The sequence below is a fragment of the Geodermatophilus chilensis genome (assembly GCF_002802985.1).
Taxonomy (GTDB): domain Bacteria; phylum Actinomycetota; class Actinomycetes; order Mycobacteriales; family Geodermatophilaceae; genus Geodermatophilus; species Geodermatophilus chilensis.
Genome location: NZ_NVPT01000019.1, coordinates 1 through 14,592, shown reverse-complemented (window position 1 = coordinate 14,592; position 14,592 = coordinate 1). Strand labels below are relative to the sequence as shown.

General features: G+C 75.8%; 17 protein-coding genes and 1 tRNA gene. 11 read left to right on the top strand and 7 right to left on the bottom strand.

The features are described 5' to 3' along the window. Positions 1 to 151: 151 nt before the first annotated feature. From CNO22_RS05090 to CNO22_RS05080, 3 genes are all read left to right on the top strand, one after another. Positions 152 to 925, top strand: coding sequence for a DUF3105 domain-containing protein (locus CNO22_RS05090; protein ID WP_100498256.1), 774 nt, complete (start codon positions 152 to 154; stop codon positions 923 to 925). Further along, positions 922 to 1,575 carry a DUF305 domain-containing protein gene (locus tag CNO22_RS05085; protein ID WP_100498255.1) on the top strand — a complete coding sequence of 218 codons (654 nt, stop codon included), beginning with the start codon at positions 922 to 924 and terminating at the stop codon, positions 1,573 to 1,575. The genes CNO22_RS05090 and CNO22_RS05085 overlap by 4 nt, the downstream gene beginning before the upstream one ends. Positions 1,576 to 1,634: 59 nt before the next feature. Continuing rightward, positions 1,635 to 1,706: transfer RNA gene (locus CNO22_RS05080), tRNA-Arg, on the top strand. Between the two features lie 73 nt (positions 1,707 to 1,779). On the opposite strand, the gene CNO22_RS05075 is transcribed toward CNO22_RS05080, so the two are convergent. The 4 genes from CNO22_RS05075 to CNO22_RS05060 form a co-directional block, all read right to left on the bottom strand. Then, positions 1,780 to 2,358 carry an MBL fold metallo-hydrolase gene (locus CNO22_RS05075; RefSeq protein WP_100498254.1) on the bottom strand — a complete coding sequence of 193 codons (579 nt, stop codon included), beginning with the start codon at positions 2,356 to 2,358 and terminating at the stop codon, positions 1,780 to 1,782. A 70-nt stretch (positions 2,359 to 2,428) separates the two neighbouring features. Continuing rightward, positions 2,429 to 2,809, bottom strand: a complete 381-nt coding sequence (locus CNO22_RS05070; RefSeq protein ID WP_100498253.1) for a winged helix-turn-helix transcriptional regulator — start codon at positions 2,807 to 2,809, stop codon at positions 2,429 to 2,431. Between the two features lie 82 nt (positions 2,810 to 2,891). Next, complete coding sequence (locus tag CNO22_RS05065) at positions 2,892 to 3,755, bottom strand: NmrA family NAD(P)-binding protein (RefSeq protein ID WP_100498252.1); 864 nt, start codon at positions 3,753 to 3,755, stop codon at positions 2,892 to 2,894. Between the two features lie 135 nt (positions 3,756 to 3,890). Next, the gene (locus tag CNO22_RS05060; RefSeq protein ID WP_198588114.1) at positions 3,891 to 4,661 is read right to left on the bottom strand and encodes an SDR family NAD(P)-dependent oxidoreductase; all 771 of its coding nucleotides are present in this window, start codon (positions 4,659 to 4,661) and stop codon (positions 3,891 to 3,893) included. 149 nt (positions 4,662 to 4,810) lie between these two features. Between CNO22_RS05060 and CNO22_RS05055 the strand changes: the two genes are divergently transcribed. From CNO22_RS05055 to CNO22_RS05035, 4 genes are all read left to right on the top strand, one after another. Continuing rightward, positions 4,811 to 5,104, top strand: a complete 294-nt coding sequence (locus CNO22_RS05055) for a hypothetical protein (RefSeq protein WP_198588113.1) — start codon at positions 4,811 to 4,813, stop codon at positions 5,102 to 5,104. A gap of 514 nt (positions 5,105 to 5,618) precedes the next feature. Next, the gene (locus tag CNO22_RS05045; protein WP_232806805.1) at positions 5,619 to 6,533 is read left to right on the top strand and encodes an alpha/beta fold hydrolase; all 915 of its coding nucleotides are present in this window, start codon (positions 5,619 to 5,621) and stop codon (positions 6,531 to 6,533) included. Then, a complete protein-coding gene (locus tag CNO22_RS05040) occupies positions 6,530 to 7,072 on the top strand; it encodes a GNAT family N-acetyltransferase (protein WP_100498251.1) in 543 nt (180 codons plus the stop codon). Before CNO22_RS05045 ends, CNO22_RS05040 begins: the two co-directional genes overlap by 4 nt. A gap of 134 nt (positions 7,073 to 7,206) precedes the next feature. Then, positions 7,207 to 7,839 (top strand): hypothetical protein, encoded by a 633-nt coding sequence (locus CNO22_RS05035; protein ID WP_100498250.1) that lies wholly within the window; start codon positions 7,207 to 7,209, stop codon positions 7,837 to 7,839. On the opposite strand, the gene CNO22_RS05030 is transcribed toward CNO22_RS05035, so the two are convergent. From CNO22_RS05030 to CNO22_RS05020, 3 genes are all read right to left on the bottom strand, one after another. After that, the gene (locus tag CNO22_RS05030) at positions 7,826 to 9,463 is read right to left on the bottom strand and encodes an ABC-F family ATP-binding cassette domain-containing protein (RefSeq protein ID WP_100498249.1); all 1,638 of its coding nucleotides are present in this window, start codon (positions 9,461 to 9,463) and stop codon (positions 7,826 to 7,828) included. The genes CNO22_RS05035 and CNO22_RS05030 overlap by 14 nt on opposite strands. A gap of 253 nt (positions 9,464 to 9,716) precedes the next feature. Then, on the bottom strand, positions 9,717 to 10,670 hold the full coding sequence (locus CNO22_RS05025) for an adenylate/guanylate cyclase domain-containing protein (RefSeq protein ID WP_232806804.1): 954 nt from the start codon (positions 10,668 to 10,670) through the stop codon (positions 9,717 to 9,719). 125 nt (positions 10,671 to 10,795) lie between these two features. Next, a complete protein-coding gene (locus CNO22_RS05020; protein WP_100498248.1) occupies positions 10,796 to 11,254 on the bottom strand; it encodes a universal stress protein in 459 nt (152 codons plus the stop codon). 184 nt (positions 11,255 to 11,438) lie between these two features. Here CNO22_RS05020 and CNO22_RS05015 point away from each other — a divergent pair, with 184 nt between their 5' ends. The 4 genes from CNO22_RS05015 to CNO22_RS04995 form a co-directional block, all read left to right on the top strand. Beyond that, a complete protein-coding gene (locus CNO22_RS05015; protein ID WP_100498247.1) occupies positions 11,439 to 12,431 on the top strand; it encodes an ABC transporter ATP-binding protein in 993 nt (330 codons plus the stop codon). A 354-nt stretch (positions 12,432 to 12,785) separates the two neighbouring features. Further along, complete coding sequence (locus CNO22_RS28845; protein ID WP_232806803.1) at positions 12,786 to 13,205, top strand: hypothetical protein; 420 nt, start codon at positions 12,786 to 12,788, stop codon at positions 13,203 to 13,205. 118 nt (positions 13,206 to 13,323) lie between these two features. After that, the gene (locus CNO22_RS05005) at positions 13,324 to 14,133 is read left to right on the top strand and encodes an ankyrin repeat domain-containing protein (protein ID WP_100498246.1); all 810 of its coding nucleotides are present in this window, start codon (positions 13,324 to 13,326) and stop codon (positions 14,131 to 14,133) included. Positions 14,134 to 14,289: 156 nt separating this feature from the next. Next, positions 14,290 to 14,592: 2-oxoglutarate dehydrogenase E1 subunit family protein (locus tag CNO22_RS04995; RefSeq protein ID WP_232806802.1), on the top strand; the 303-nt coding region annotated here is incomplete at its 3' end.

Below are 14,592 nucleotides of genomic sequence, written 5' to 3'. Positions count from 1 at the left end.
CCCAGGAACCCCGTGCTCCCAGGGTCCGTTCACCTCGCGGACCTAGACTCGGCCGCTGGACAGCCGCGCGGGAGTCGCCGCGCTGCCCGGCCGGCCCACGCGGGCCCGCGGCCGGAGACCACTGTCACACACCGAGCACCGAGGAGAGGCCTTGGCCAAGGACCGCAAGCCCGAGCCCGGCCGCACGCGCGGCGGAGCCAGCCGGGCGGGCGCGGCAGGCGGGAAGGGCGGGCGCACGCGTCCGCCGGTGAGCAACGTCGTCGCCCCGCAGCGGCCGTGGGGGCTGATCGCCGCCGCGGTCGCCGTCCTGGTGTTCGCCGCCGCCGTCCTCACCTACGCCGTCCTGCAGGTCAACGAGGCCGAGGCCGGCCGGGTCGACGCCGTCGACGAGATCGAGGGCGCGCAGACCTTCGACTACGCCGCCGGCCAGGAGCACGTGACCACCCCGGTCACCTACGAGCAGTCCCCGCCGGTGGGCGGGCCGCACGACGGCGAGTGGGCCGACTGCACCGGCACCGTCTACGACGTGCAGATCCGGCAGGAGAACGCCGTCCACGCCCTCGAGCACGGCGCGGTCTGGATCACCTACGACCCCGAGGTGGTCACCGGCGACGCGCTGCAGACCCTCACCGACGTGGCCGGCGAGTCCGGCCGGATGCTCTCCCCCAACCCCGGGCAGGACTCCCCCGTCAGCCTGCAGTCCTGGAACCACCAGCTGAAGGTCGACTCGGCCGACGACCCGCGGATCGAGCAGTTCGCCGACTTCCTCACCTACAACGAGGAGTTCTTCCCCGAGCCCGGGGCCAGCTGCGAGAACCCGCAGTTCATCAGCGACCCGCTGACCGTGGGTGACAGCAGCCGCGGCGCGTCGTCCATGACGACCGACGCCCCGACCACGTCCGGGGCCGAGACCGGCGCTCCGTGACGGCCGCGCGCAGCCCGCTGCGGGTCCTCCTGCTGGCGGTCATCGCCGTCGGGCTGGTCCTGATCGGCGGGGGCGCCGCGGTCGCCCTGGGCATCGGCCGCGGCGCGCCGGTGCCGGGCTCGGGATCCGTCGAGGCCGGCTTCGCCCGCGACATGTCCCGGCACCACCTGCAGGGCGTGGAGATGGCGAACCTGGTGCCGGAGCGCAGCACCGACCCGGAGGTCCGCCAGCTGGCGTTCGACATCGCCGAGACCCAGCAGAACCAGGTCGGGCGGATGCAGGGCTGGCTGGCGCTGTGGGGCCTGCCGCCGACCGGCGGGGACACCATGGCCTGGATGGGCTCGGACGGCGGGCACGCCGGGCACGACACGGCCGGCGCGCCCGGCGACCTGATGCCGGGGATGGCCACGGAGTCGGAGCTGGCGGAGCTGCGGTCCCTGTCGGGCACGGAGTTCGACGTCGCGTTCCTGCGGCTGATGATCCGGCACCACCAGGGCGGCTTCGAGATGGCGCAGTACGCCGCTGAGCACGCCGACGTCACGGCCGTCGCGAACCTGGCCGGCACGATCGCCGAGACCCAGACGGCGGAAGTCACGACCATGGAGCGGATGCTCGCCGCCCGCGGTGGCACCCCCCTCCCCGCGCCCTGACGCACCGCCGTCCGGACGCCGTGGGAGGGCTGGTAGGTTCTACGACGCCCCACCGCAGAGCCCCCGTAGCTCAGGGGATAGAGCACCGCCCTCCGGAGGCGGGTGCGCAGGTTCGAATCCTGCCGGGGGCACCCAGCAGCACCGAGAGGCCCCGCCGTCCGCGGCGGGGCCTCTCGTGCGTCCGGGCGCGGGCCGTCGCGCCGTTCAGCGAGGGGTCGAGGTCCCCGGGCGGAAAGGCGCCCCGTGACCCGGCACGATGACCGTCGCCAGCTCCAGCACCCGCTCGCGCTGCCGGCGCAGCTGCTCGCGGTCGGGGGCGTACGGGTCCTCGGCCGGGCCCTCGTCGGTCCACCACAGGTGGGTGAGGGCGACGACGTCGTCGGCCGTACCCACGAGGGTCGTGATGTCCTGCGGGGTGTGCCCGGGAGTGGCCAGGAGGCGGATGCCCGGCGTGAGCCGGGTGCCGTCGGCGTCCCGGCGGGTGAACACGTCGCCGTCGATGACCGACTGGAAGTCGTGGACCGGGACCACGGGGAAGAGCGCCACGTTGACGTTGTGGTCGAGGTGGTGGTGGCTGAGCACGACGTCCGTGACGTCCTCCGGCCGGACGCCGAGCTCGTGCATCGGCCCGAGGATGAGTTCCCGGTCGGCGACCATGCCCGGGTCGACGACGACGACCCGGTCCGCGTCGCGGATAAGGCTCACCGTGCCGGCCACGTGGGGTGGGCGGACGTAGCCCTCGACGAGGACGTCGAGGCGGGCGGTCCGGGAGAGGTCGGTCATGCGGCCGGACGGTAGCGGCCCGGCCGGGACCCCGCCGTCCGCGGTGGGCCCGTCGTGGGTCCGGGACCCGTCAGCTGCCGGTGCGCTCGGCGTCGTAGGCCGCGCGGGCGGCGAGGACCTCACCCATGTGGTCGCGCGCCCACTGCTCCAGCGCGGCGATCGGACCGCTGAGCGTCCGCCCCAGCGGGGTCAGTTCGTAGTCGACCCGGGGCGGCACGGAGGCGTGCACGGTGCGGGTCACCAGGCCGTCGCGCTCGAGCCCGCGCAGCGTCTGGGTGAGCATCTTCTGGCTGACGCCCTCGATGCGGCGCGCGAGCTCGGTGAAGCGGCGCGGGCCGTCGGCGAGGGCACCGAAGACGAGGATCGTCCACCGGTCGCCGATGCGGTCGAGCGTCTGCCGGCTGGGGCAGTCCACGGTGTACGGGTCGGGTGGCGGCGTCGCCGTGGGCATGACGACCTCCTCGTCGGTCCGGCGGACAGGCGGCCACTCCCCTGCGGGCAGCGGCGCACGGCGCTGCCCGCAGGGTGCGGCGTCAGACGCGCAGGGCGGGCACGGCGGCGGCCACGGCCTCGGCCAGGGACGTCGGCGCCCGGCCGAGCAGCCGGGCCAGGTCGTCGCCCTCCACGAGGAGCTCGCCCGCAGCGACACCGCGGTCGCCGTCGGCGAACACGGCCGCGAGCGGTGCGGGCAGGCCCGCGGCCACGAGGACCTGCTGGTACTGCTCGACCGGCAGGTCGGTGTAGGTGACCGTGCGGCCGGTGGCGGCGGAGACCACCTCGGCCAGCTCCGTCATCGTGAACGGCGCGCCGCCCAGCTCGTACACCGCGCCGGCGTGCCCGTCGGTGGCGACGACGGCGGCGGCGGCCGCCGCGTAGTCCGCGCGGGTCGCCGCGCTGACCGCGCCGTCCCCGGCCGCACCGGCGATCCCGTGCTCGAGGTACACCGGCAGCTGGGCGGTGTAGTTCTCGATGTACCAGCTGTTGCGCAGCAGCGCGTGCGGCACCCCGGCCTCGGCGAGCAGCTGCTCGGTGGCCCGGTGCTCCTCGGCCAGCAGCAGCGTGGAGGTGTCGGCGTGCGCGATGCTCGTGTAGGCGAGGAACCCGACGCCGGCGGCGCGCGCCGCGGCGACCGCGTTGCCGTGCTGGCGCATCCGCTGCCCCACCTCGCTGCCGGAGACCAGCAGCAGCCGGTCGGCTCCGGCGAAGGCCTCCTTCAACGACGCCTCGTCGTCGTAGTCCGCGCGACGGACGACGACGCCGCGGTCGGCGAGGTCGGTCAGGCTCTCGGTCCGGCGTCCGGTGGCGACGACCTCGGCGGCGGGGACGCCACGCTCCAGCAGGGCCTCGACGGCCAGCCGGCCCAGGTGTCCGGTGGCTCCGGTGACGACGATCGACATGGTGGGTGCTCCTCCAGGGCTGCGTGTGGGGCGGACCGCGGTCCGCCCCCACACAACCGCCCTGATGGAGCGTCACTTCCCAGCGGAGAGCAGGCACTCGGGAGTGCGGTACGCACCCGCCGGGAACCATGCCGGTCAGCTGGTGAGCAGGCCGCCCTCGACCGGCAGCGTGGTCCCGGTGACGTAGCCGCCGGCGTCGCTGACCAGGAAGACCAGCGCAGCCGCCAGCTCCATGGGGTCGCCCTTGCGGCCGGCCAGCACGCGGGCCAGCTGGCCCTCGATGTAGCCCTCCGGGTACTGGTCGGTCATCTCCGACTCGAAGAAGCCGGGGGCCAGCGCGTTGACCCGGATGCCCTTGCGGCCGGTCCACTGCTGCGCCAGGTCGCGGGTGAGCCCGATGAGGCCGGCCTTGCTGGCCGCGTAGGCGGCCTGGGGCAGCCCGGCGGTGGTCAGCCCGAGGATGCTGGAGATGTTGATGATCGAGCTGCCCGGCTGCATGACCCGCGCGCAGGCCTGCGCCATCCAGTAGCAGCCGTTGAGGTTCACGTCGATGACCGAGCGGAACTGCTCCGGGGTCTCCCGGGTGGCCGGCACGGCGGTGCCGACGCCGGCGTTGTTGACCAGGACGTCGACCTTGCCGAACTCGGCCACGGTGGCGTCGACCAGCCCCTGGCAGTCCTCGGGCCGGGCCACGTCGGTGCGCACCGTGATCGCCCGCCGTCCGGCCGCCTCCACAGCCGCCCGCGTGTCGCCCAGCCGGTCCTCGCGGCGGGCGCCGAGCGCGACGTCGGCGCCGGCCTCGGCCAGGGCGCGGGCGAACACCGCACCGAGGCCGGAGGAGGCCCCCGTCACGATCGCCACCCGGCCGTCCAGCCGGAACATGTCGAGGACCGTCCTGTCCGTCACGTGCACTCCCGTCGTCGTCGGTGGGCCCTGAGCCTGTCGCCCCGACGGCCGCGCCGCCACCCGCGATGCCCGATCCGCGCTGGTGTGGGGTAGACCACAGACAGCTCGGGTAGGGCCGGACCCGTTCCCGGACCGGTGGGGGAGGCCTCGTGGCCAACCTGGCACAGCACCTGCTCGACACCGCGGCGGAGCACGGCGAGCGGCCGGCGCTCCGCATGGACGACGCCGTCCTGACCTACGCCGGCTTCCTCGAGGCCGCCGCCGGCGTGGCCCTCGAGCCCGGGCAGCAGGCCGACCCCGACGAGCTGCGCGCCCGGGTGGAGGACCGGGGGGCCGCCTACGAGTACCCGCGGCACGGCTGGCTGGTCGAGCCCCTGCCCGAGAGGTCCACCGGCAGGATCCTCCGCCGCGCCGTCGAGGTCCCCGCGGAGGTGCGCGCATGAGCGAGCCGCCGCTGTGGCGGCAGGCCTTCGACGCCGTCGAGCGACGGGTGACCCCGCGGGCCGAGGAGCTCGTCCGCACCGAGGCCTTCACCGTCGGCGCCGCCTGACGCGACGGGCGGTCACCCTGGCGCGCGGCTCCGCCCGCGACCTGACCGCCCGCGCGTGGCACCTGCTGAACCTGCCGGCCGCGACCGACGTCAGCCGGCTGCGCGCCCAGGTCGGCGCCCTCGACCGCGAGGTCCGCCGGCTCACCCTGCAGCTCGAGGCCGCGCGACGGCACACCGAGCGCCGCCCCACCCCCGAGGAGTCCGATGCCGACGGTGCCCAGCCCGCAGACGGTCCTCGACCGCGTCCGGCGCGACGTCGAACGCAACGCCCTGCGCGCCCGTAACGGTCTCCGGCTGGTCAGCGGCGTCGCCCGGCCGGACTCGGGCAGACGCCCAAGGACGTCGTCTGGCAGCGCGGCCGCACCCAGCTGTGGCACTACCGCAACGACCCGGAGACCCACGGCGGGGTGTGGTACTCCCCGCCCCTGCTCGTCGTGTTCAGCCTGGTCAGCCGCAGCTACATCCTCGACCTGGCGCCGGGCAACAGCTTCGTCGAGCAGCTGCTCGGCGCCGGCTTCGACGTCTACCTGCTCGACTGGGGCGAGCCGGACGAGCGGGACGCGGCCAACACCCTCGAGGACTACGTCGACGACTACATCCCGGCCGGCGTCCAGCGGGTGCTGGAGGTCTCCGGGGCCGACGAGGTCAACCTGTTCGGCTACTGCTTCGGCGGCGACCTCGCCCTGCTCTACGCCGCCCACCACCCGGACGCGCCGATCCGCAGCCTCACCGTGCTGGCCACCCCGGTGGACTTCCGCCACATGGGCCCGCTGGCCGACCTGTTCCGGGTCGGCGGGCTGGAGGTCTCCGACGTGCTGGACGCCGACGGCAACGTGCCGCCCCGGGTCGTCCTGCAGGGCTTCAAGACGCTGACCCCGACGGCCGAGGTGACCCGCTACGTGACGCTGTGGGAGCGCCTCTGGAACGACGAGTACGTAGCCGGCTACCAGGCCATGACCGGCTGGTCGGACGACCACGTGCCCTTCCCCGGGGCCGCCGCGGAGCAGACGGTGCGGATGCTCGTGCGCGACAACGGGATGGTCACCGACCGGCTGACGGTCGGCGGTGACCGGGTGCACCTGTCCGACATCCGGGTGCCCTTCCTGGCCGTGCGGGCCGATCGCGACCACATCGTCCCCACCGAGGCGAGCGCGCCCCTGATCGACCTGGTCGGCTCGCCGGACAAGCACGACCTGCGGCTGCCCGCGGGGCACATGGGCCTGGTCGTCGGCCGGACGGCGGCCCGGACCACCGTGCCGACCATCCTGGACTTCCTCCGGCGGCGCAGCGAGCCGCTGGCGACCGGCGAGGTCGCCCGGTGACCACCGTGACCCCGCTGACGGAGGCGCACTGCGAGGCCCTGCTGCGCTTCTTCGCCGACCTGCCCGAGGGCGGCCGGACCTTCATCCGCGAGGACGTCACCGACCCCGACGTCGTGCGCGGCTGGGCGGCCGGCTCGCCGGGCGTGGACCGCTGGGCGGCGGTGGACGACGGCGGCCGGGTGCTCGGCTACGTCGCCGTCCTCCGGCTGCCCGGCTGGTCCGACCACGTCGGCGAGGTGCGGCTGGTGGTCGCCCCCGCCGGCCGCGGCTCCGGGCTGGGCCGGCAGCTGGCCCGGCACGCCGTGGTGCACGCCCTCGAGGCCGGGCTGACCAAGCTGGTCGTCGAGGTCGTCGCCGACCAGGGGCCGGCCCTGGCGCTGTTCGCCGGTCTGGGCTTCACCGGGGAGGCGCTGCTGGTGGACCACATCCGCGACCGGAACGGGGCCCTGCGCGACCTCATGGTGCTGGCCCACCACGTCGGAGAGACCTGGGCCGGCATGGACGCCGTCGGCCTCACCGAGGCGCTCGACACCCCCTGAGACCCCCCGCGACCGGTCGTCCCGCGACCGTCCCGTCGGGGTCTCCCGGACGTCACCGGCCCGACACCTGCGCCCGCGACGCTCACGGTGCGAGCGGGCCCACCCCGGGTCCGCCGTGCGTCCCGGGAGGCACCGTGACCGCACCGACCGCACCCACCCCCACCTGGTTCCGCGTGGGCGCCACCGTCGCCGCCGGCCGGCTCCGCCCGCCGGTCGGCCGCCGCCGCAGCCGCACCGTCTGCGGCGCCGCCCGGGTGCTGACCGGCCTCGGCGTGCGGGTCGAGGTCCGCGCCCCGGCGACCGCCTGGCCGCGCACCGGCACCGGCCCGCTGCTGGTGTCCGACGACGTCACCGCACTCGACCCGCTGGCGCTGCTCACCGTCGTCCCCGGGGCCGCCCTCGCCGGCGCTCCCGACCGGCTCGCCGGCGTCCCGCTGCCGGCCCTGCCGGCCGACCCGGCACGGGTCGGCGCGGCGCTGCGCGCCGGGACGCCGGTGAGCACCTGCCGCGCCGACGCCGCCCTGCTCGCCGCGGCGCTGGACGCCGGGGCCGCGGTGTGCCCGATCGCGCTCCGCTGGCGCGGGACGGCGACGCCACCCCCGGCCGGCCGCTCGACGGTGGCGGCGATGCGCTGGCTGGCCGCCGCGCCGGGCGCCGTCGTCGAGGTGCACCTGCTGCCGGCGCTGTCCCCGGCCGGCGCGACGCCGGAGGAGCTCGCGACGGCGGTCGCCGCCGCCCTCGGGGAACGGGTGCTCAGCGCTCGGTGACCCGGCCGTCCTCGACGGTGATCCGGCGGGGGGTGTCGACGGCGGCCAGCATCCGCCGGTCGTGGGTGACCAGCAGCAGCGTGCCGCGGTAGCCGGCCAGCGCCTGCTCGAGCTGCTCGATGGCGGGCAGGTCGAGGTGGTTGGTCGGCTCGTCGAGGACCAGCACGTTGACCCCGCGGGCCTGCAACAGCGCCAGCCCGGCCCGGGTCCGCTCCCCCGGCGAGAGGGTGCCGGCCGGGCGCAGTACGTGCTCGGCGGTCAGCCCGAACTTGGCCAGCAGGGTGCGCACTTCGGCGGTCGGCCGGTCGGGCACCTCCGCGGCGAAGGCCTCCAGCAGCGGCTCGGCGCCCAGGAAGGCCCCGCGGGCCTGGTCGATCTCACCGATCCGCACCGACGGGCCCAGCCCGCCGCGGCCCCCGTCCAGCGGCACCCGGCCGAGCAGGGCGGCCAGCAGCGTGGACTTGCCGCTGCCGTTGGGACCGGTGACGACCACCCGGTCTCCCCAGTCCACCTGCAGGTCGACCGGCCCGAGGGTGAAGTCCCCGCGGCGCACGACCGCGCCGGACAGCGTGGCGACGACCGCCCCGGCACGCGGCGCGGCGGCGATCTCCATCCGCAACTCCCACTCCTTGCGCGGCTCCTCGACCACCTCCAGCCGCTCGATCCGCCGCTCGGTCTGCTTGGCCTTGGCCCCCTGCTTCTCCGCCGTCGCCCGGTTGTGGGCCTTGATGAACTTGTCCGGGTCCTTCTGCTTCTTCACCGCGTCCCGCACGCCCTTGGCCAGCCAGTTGCGCTGCATGCGGGCCCGGGCCTCGAGGTCCGCCTTCGTCTCGGCGTACTCCTCGTACTCCTCGCGGGCGTGCCGCCGGGCCACCTCCCGCTCGACCAGGTAGGCCTCGTAGCCGCCGTCGTGCACCCGCACCAGCTGCTGGGCCAGATCCAGCTCCACCACGCGGGTCACCGTGCGGGCGAGGAACTCCCGGTCGTGGCTGACCACGACGATGCCGCTGCGCGCCCCGGTGACGAAGCGCTCCAGCTGCTCCAGCCCGGCCAGGTCGAGGTCGTTGGTCGGCTCGTCGAGCAGCAGGACGTCGTAGCGCGAGAGCAGCAGGCCGGCCAGCCCGACCCGCGCGGCCTGCCCTCCGGACAGCCCGGTCGTCGTCGCGTCGAGGGACACCCCGGAGGCCACCTCGCCGACGACCTGCGCCGCGCGCTCGTCGAGGTCGGCCCCGCCGAGGGCCAGCCAGCGCTCCAGGGCCTCGGCGTAGGCGTCGTCGGCGCCGTCCGCCCCCGTCGTGAGCGCGTCGGTGGCGGCGTCCAGCGCGGCCTGCGCGGCGGCGACCCCGGTCCGGCGGGCCAGCGCCTGCCGGACCGTCTCCCCCGGCCGGCGCTCGTGCTCCTGCGGCAGGTACCCGAGCGTCGCGGTCGGCGGGCTGACGGTCACGCTGCCCGACTCGGCGGGCAGCTCACCGGCCAGCGTGCGCAGCAGGGTGGACTTGCCCGCGCCGTTGACCCCGACCAGCCCCACGACGTCGCCGGGGGCGACGACGAGGTCGAGGTCGGAGAAGAGGACGCGGGCACCGTGGCCGGCGGCCAGGCCGCGGGCGACGAGCGTGGCACTCACGGGGCACCAGGGTGCCAAGCCGCGCCGGGACGGCGCGACCGGGTATCGGTCCCACCACCGGGGCGAGGTCGCCGACCTCCCGGCCACCTCCAGGGCGTCTCCGAGCGTGCGACGTGTGGGGAGGACGGGCGGCCCCCTGCAGTGGAAGGACCCCCTCCTCCCCACCGCTCGTGGAAGGACCCCGTCCTCACCGCCGTTCGCCGGCTCAGGGCGGTGCCCTGGACGGGGCCGAGCGCGGGGGGCAGGGGTCCTCCTACTCGTCGTCCGCCTCCAGGACGTCGTCGGCCATCTCGTCGAGCATGGACTCCAGCGCCAGGTCGGCCTCCCCCGGCGGACGGCGCTGCACGAGCCAGGGCTGCAGGTTGTCGTAGCCGCGCACCGACACGCGGCGCAGCGGCCGCACCCGATAGCGGGGCAGCCCGCGCAACTGCCGGGCGAGGTCCCGGTCGACCAGCAGGGTGCCGGGCCGGGCGAGCGAGGTGAGCCGGCTGGCCAGGTTCACCACCGGGGAGTAGACGTCGCCGAGGTGGGTCAGCACGGTGCCGTAGGCGGCGCCCACCCGCAGCGGCGGGCGGTCCTCGGCCTGCCAGGCCTCGGGCAGCTCCAGCCCGATCTCCACGGCGTCGATCGCCGAGACGGCGGTGTAGAGCACGCCGTCCCCCACCGTCTTGACCACCCGGCCGTGGTGGCGGGCGATGACCTCGCTGGCGGTGCTCTCGAAGTCCTCGACCATCTCGCCGAGCTCCCGTCCACCCATGCCCCGGCTGCGGCTGGTGTAGCCGACCAGGTCGGCGAAGCCCACGGCGAGCTCCCGGCGGTCCCCGCCGCCGACGCTGTCCGACAGTCGACCGGCGTTGGCGGCCAGGTGGCGCCGCCACACGTAGTCCTGCAGCGCCCGCAGCAGCGGCAACAGCCGGCGGGTGCCCTCCACCGCCCGCTCCGGGTCGATCGGTGCGGCCCCCGTCTCCTCACCCCGGCTGAGCACGTCGGCGAGCATGTCGGTCTGCCAGTCGGCCAGGCGGGACAGCGACTGCGCCATCGCCCGGACGATCGAGGCCTCGGAGTCCTCGTCGACGAAGCCGGTGTCGATCAGCGCCGAGAGCAGGGCCAGCGCTTGGACGTCGGCGTCGGTGAAGACCAGGTCGTCGTCGGCGGCGTCGGGGAAGCCGAGCGCCCGCCACAGCCGCCGGGTGCGCTCCGACGGCATGCCGGCCATGCTGCCGACCTGCAGCCGCGTGTAGCGCCGCGGGCCACCGAGCAGCAGGCGCTCCAGGACCTCCCGGGCGTCCTGTGCGTCCGGGGGGTCGTCGGGTCCGATGGACGGCAGGGCCGTCAGCCCGTGGTGTGGACGACCAGGACGTCGACCGCCGAGCGGCGGGTCACGTCCGCCGGGACCGACCCCATCAGCCGGCCCTTGAGGCTGTTGAGCCCACGGTTGCCGACGACCAGCAGGTCGGCCCGGGCGCGGGCGACGACGTCGAGCAGGGTCTCGACCGGCGAGCCCACGACGGCCATCTGCTCGACCTCCCCGGCGCCGGCCGCCAGGGCCTCCTCCGCGGCGTGCCGCACGGTGTCCTCCGCGGGCGCGGACCCGACGACCTGGTAGGCGTCCTCGCCCAGCACGTCCTGGGCGCGCCGCACCTCGCGCTCGTCGGCCCGCGGCGGCAGGTAGGCGCACACGATCACCAGCCAGGCGCCGCACGCCCCGGCGAGGGCCCCGGCGCGGCGCACCGCCCGCAGGGAGGACTCCGACCCGTCGGTCCCGACGACCACCGTGCGGTAGGTGCTCACGGACCCTCCTCGCTGGCGTTCCGGGGCCGCCTCGGGCGGCGCATCTCTGGCGTGCCGGGGAGCCGGCTCGCCCGCCCGACCGGCCAACCTACCGAACGGGCCGGTCAGGGGTGTGCCCGGGGTCACGTCGTGACACGCGCGAAGCGGACCGGAGGGTGCCGTTTCGGCCGCCCGGTGCGCTTGGATGGACCCGTCGCCCGGCCGACACGAGGAGAGCGCCATCCACCCCGGCAGCAGCCGCCGCCGCGACCCCGTGCGGGTCGAGGTCCGCGGCCTCAGCAAGAGCTTCGGCGCCGTCCGCGCCGTCTCCGGCCTCGGCTTCACCGTCGAGCCGGGCGCCGTCACCGGCTTCCTCGGCCCCAACGGGGCCGGCAAGACGACCACGCTGCGCATGGTCCTGGGCCTGGAGCGCCCCGACGCGGGGACGGCGACCTTCGACGGCGTCGCCTACGCCGACCTCCCCTCGCCCGTGCGCACGGTCGGCGCGGTGCTGGAGACGGCGTTCCACCCGGCGCGGTCCGGGCGCAACCACCTGCGGGTGTACTGCCGGGCCGCGCGCCTGCCGGTCACGCGCGCCGACGAGGTGCTCGCCCAGGTCGGCCTGGCCGACGCCGGCCGGCGCCGCGCGGGCGGCTACTCGCTGGGCATGCGCCAGCGGCTGGCGCTGGCGACCGCACTGCTCGGCGACCCGGCGGTGCTGGTGCTCGACGAGCCGGCCAACGGGCTGGACCCCGAGGGCATCCACTGGCTGCGCGGCTTCCTGCGCCACCTGGCGCACGACGAGGGGCGCACCGTGCTGGTCTCCAGCCACCTGCTCGCCGAGATGGAGCAGACCGCCGACCGCGTGGTGATCGTCGGCGCCGGGCGGCTGGTCCGCGAGGGCTCGCTGACCGAGCTGCGCTCCGGCGCGCAGGGCAGCGGGGCGGTGCTGGTGCGCAGCCCGGAGGCCGGGCGGCTGACCGAGGTCCTCGGGGCCGCCGGGTTCACGGTCGCGCCCGGCGAGGACGGCCGGGTGACGGTGACCGGGACGACGCCGCCCGCCGTGGGCGCGCAGGCCTTCCGGGCCGGCCTGGAGCTGCACGAGCTGCGCGCGGAGACCAGTGGCCTGGAGGAGCTGTACTTCCGGCTCACCGCCGGCCAGGAGCAGTACGCCGCGTCCCAGGGAGCCGTCCGATGACCGCGCTCGTCCGCGCCGAGTAGACCAAGCTGTTCACCACCCGGGTCTGGATCGGCCTGCTGCTGGGCGCCTGTGTGCTGGTGGCCGGCTTCGTGGTGCTCTTCACCTCGTTCGCCGGCAGCACACCGGGCAGCACCCAGGGCGGCCCCCCTGGCGGGCTCCCGCCCGTCGGCACGCAGCAGTTCGAGCAACTCGTGCTGGCCATCGGCGCCAACGTCACCGTGCTGTTCCTGATCCTGGGCATCATCGGGATGACCCAGGATCAGGAACAGCACGGCCACGCCGACGTTCCTCACCACGCCCCGGCGCGGCCGGGTCGTCGTCGCCAAGCTGACCGCCTACGCACTGGTCGCGGTGCCCTTCGCGCTGGTCGTGGTGGCGGTGAACTACGGCGTGGCGGTCGTGGCCGCCGGCGCGCGCGGTGCGGTGCCGGCACTGACCGGCGACAACCTGAGGGTCCTCGCCAGCAGTGGTCTGGCCCTGGTCGTCCACACCGTCATCGGCGTCGGCCTCGGCGCTCTGGTGCGCAACCAGGTGGGCGCGATCGTCGGCGGGCTCGTGTACCTGTTCGTGGTCGAGTCGATCGTCCGGCAGATCAGCGCGATCGCCGGCGCCTACAAGTGGCTGCCCGGCGGCGCACTGGAAGCGCTGACGGCGACGTTCCAGGGGCCGGACCTCCTCGAACCGTGGCAGGGCGGTCTGCTGCTGCTCGGCTACGGTCTGGTGGCGGCACTGCTGGGCACCCTGCTCGCCGTCCGCCGCGACGTCGTCTGAGGAAGGGCCCCGTCCTGCCCACCCTTCGCAGGCTCAGGGCGGGACCCGGGACGGGGCCGCCGCAAGAGTCGACACGACAGACCCCGACGACGCCTCCCGACCGGAACGGGGATCACCCATGACCACTCGCATGACCGCCCCGCGGCTGGCCCGGCTGATCGCCGACGGCGACGTCGAGGCCGTCCGCGCCGCCGCCCAGGAGACGCCCCGGCTGCTGACCGCCACGGTGGAGCGCGACGGCCAGGGTGGCTGGACGCCGCTGCACGTGGCCGTCGCCGAGGGCCGCGTCGACGTCGTCCGGCTGCTGGTGGCGGCCGGCGCGGACCTCTCCGCACGGACCGAGCACGGCCGGGACCCGCTGCACACCGCGCTGGAGTCCGCGCCCGAGCTGGTCCCGCTGCTGCGCGCGCTGGGCGCGCCGGTGGACGCCGCCAGCGCCGCCTACCTCGACGACGTCGAGGCGCTGCGCACCGAGCTGGACGGCGGCGCCGCGCTGACCGACCCGGTGACGGGGGTGGACCTGCTGGCCCTCGCCGCGGCCGGTGGTGCCGCCGGCAGCGCCCGCACGCTGCTGGACCGGGGCGCCGACGCGGACGGCGGCGCCCTGCACGCCGCCGCGGGCAGCACCCGGCTGGAGCTGGTCCGCCTGCTGCTGGCCGCCGGCGCCGACGTCAACCGGCGGGACCCCGACACCGGTCGATCCCCGCTGCACGCCGCCGTGTCCGCCGGCGGGGACCGCGACGCGCCCGAGGTGATCCGCGAGCTGCTGGACGCCGGCGCCGACGTCAACGCCACCACCGCCGACGGTGCCAGCGCCCTCGACATCAGCCGGGTCGCCGCGGCCCGCAGCCGCCGGGACGACGCAGGTCAGGCGACCGCGCACGACGCCCTGGCCGACCTGCTCGTCGCGCGCGGCGCCACGGAGTGAGCAAGGACCTCGTCCTCCCCACCCCCTCGCCGGCTCGGGGCGGTGCCTTGGACGGGGCCGTTTCGCACCCGGCCCACCTGCAGGTGCGGGCGTAGACTCCGTTCCCGGTCCAGAGACGCACCGACGACGAAGAAGGCACTCGACCCCGTGTCAAGCGTGAACTCATCCCGGCCGTCCTCCACCCCCAACTCCTCAGCGGTGGCGGGATTCGGCACCAACGAGTGGCTGGTCGAGGAGATGTACCAGCAGTACCTCGCCGATCCCTCCAGCGTGGACCAGGCGTGGCATGAGTTCTTCGCCGACTACCGGCCGGGCAGCCCGGTGTCCGCGGGCGACGACCGGGGGGCAGCGGCCGCTCGGGCCACCGAGCCCGCGGCGTCCGCCCCGGCACCCGCCCCCGCCACCGGGCAGCCGGCCGCCGCGCCCGCTGCCCAGCAGCAGGCGCGGCGGCCGGCTGCC

What these genes read in the sequence shown, in the direction of transcription:
- CNO22_RS05075 (WP_100498254.1), bottom strand. Translation starts at nt 2,358, where the DNA reads ATGACCGACCTCTCCCGGACCGCCCGCCTCGACGTCCTCGTCGAGGGC.
- CNO22_RS05070 (WP_100498253.1), bottom strand. Translation starts at nt 2,809, where the DNA reads ATGCCCACGGCGACGCCGCCACCCGACCCGTACACCGTGGACTGCCCC.
- CNO22_RS05065 (WP_100498252.1), bottom strand. Translation starts at nt 3,755, where the DNA reads ATGTCGATCGTCGTCACCGGAGCCACCGGACACCTGGGCCGGCTGGCC.
- CNO22_RS05025 (WP_232806804.1), bottom strand. Translation starts at nt 10,670, where the DNA reads ATGCCGTCGGAGCGCACCCGGCGGCTGTGGCGGGCGCTCGGCTTCCCC.
- CNO22_RS05015 (WP_100498247.1), top strand. Translation starts at nt 11,439, where the DNA reads ATGGACCCGTCGCCCGGCCGACACGAGGAGAGCGCCATCCACCCCGGC.
- CNO22_RS05005 (WP_100498246.1), top strand. Translation starts at nt 13,324, where the DNA reads ATGACCACTCGCATGACCGCCCCGCGGCTGGCCCGGCTGATCGCCGAC.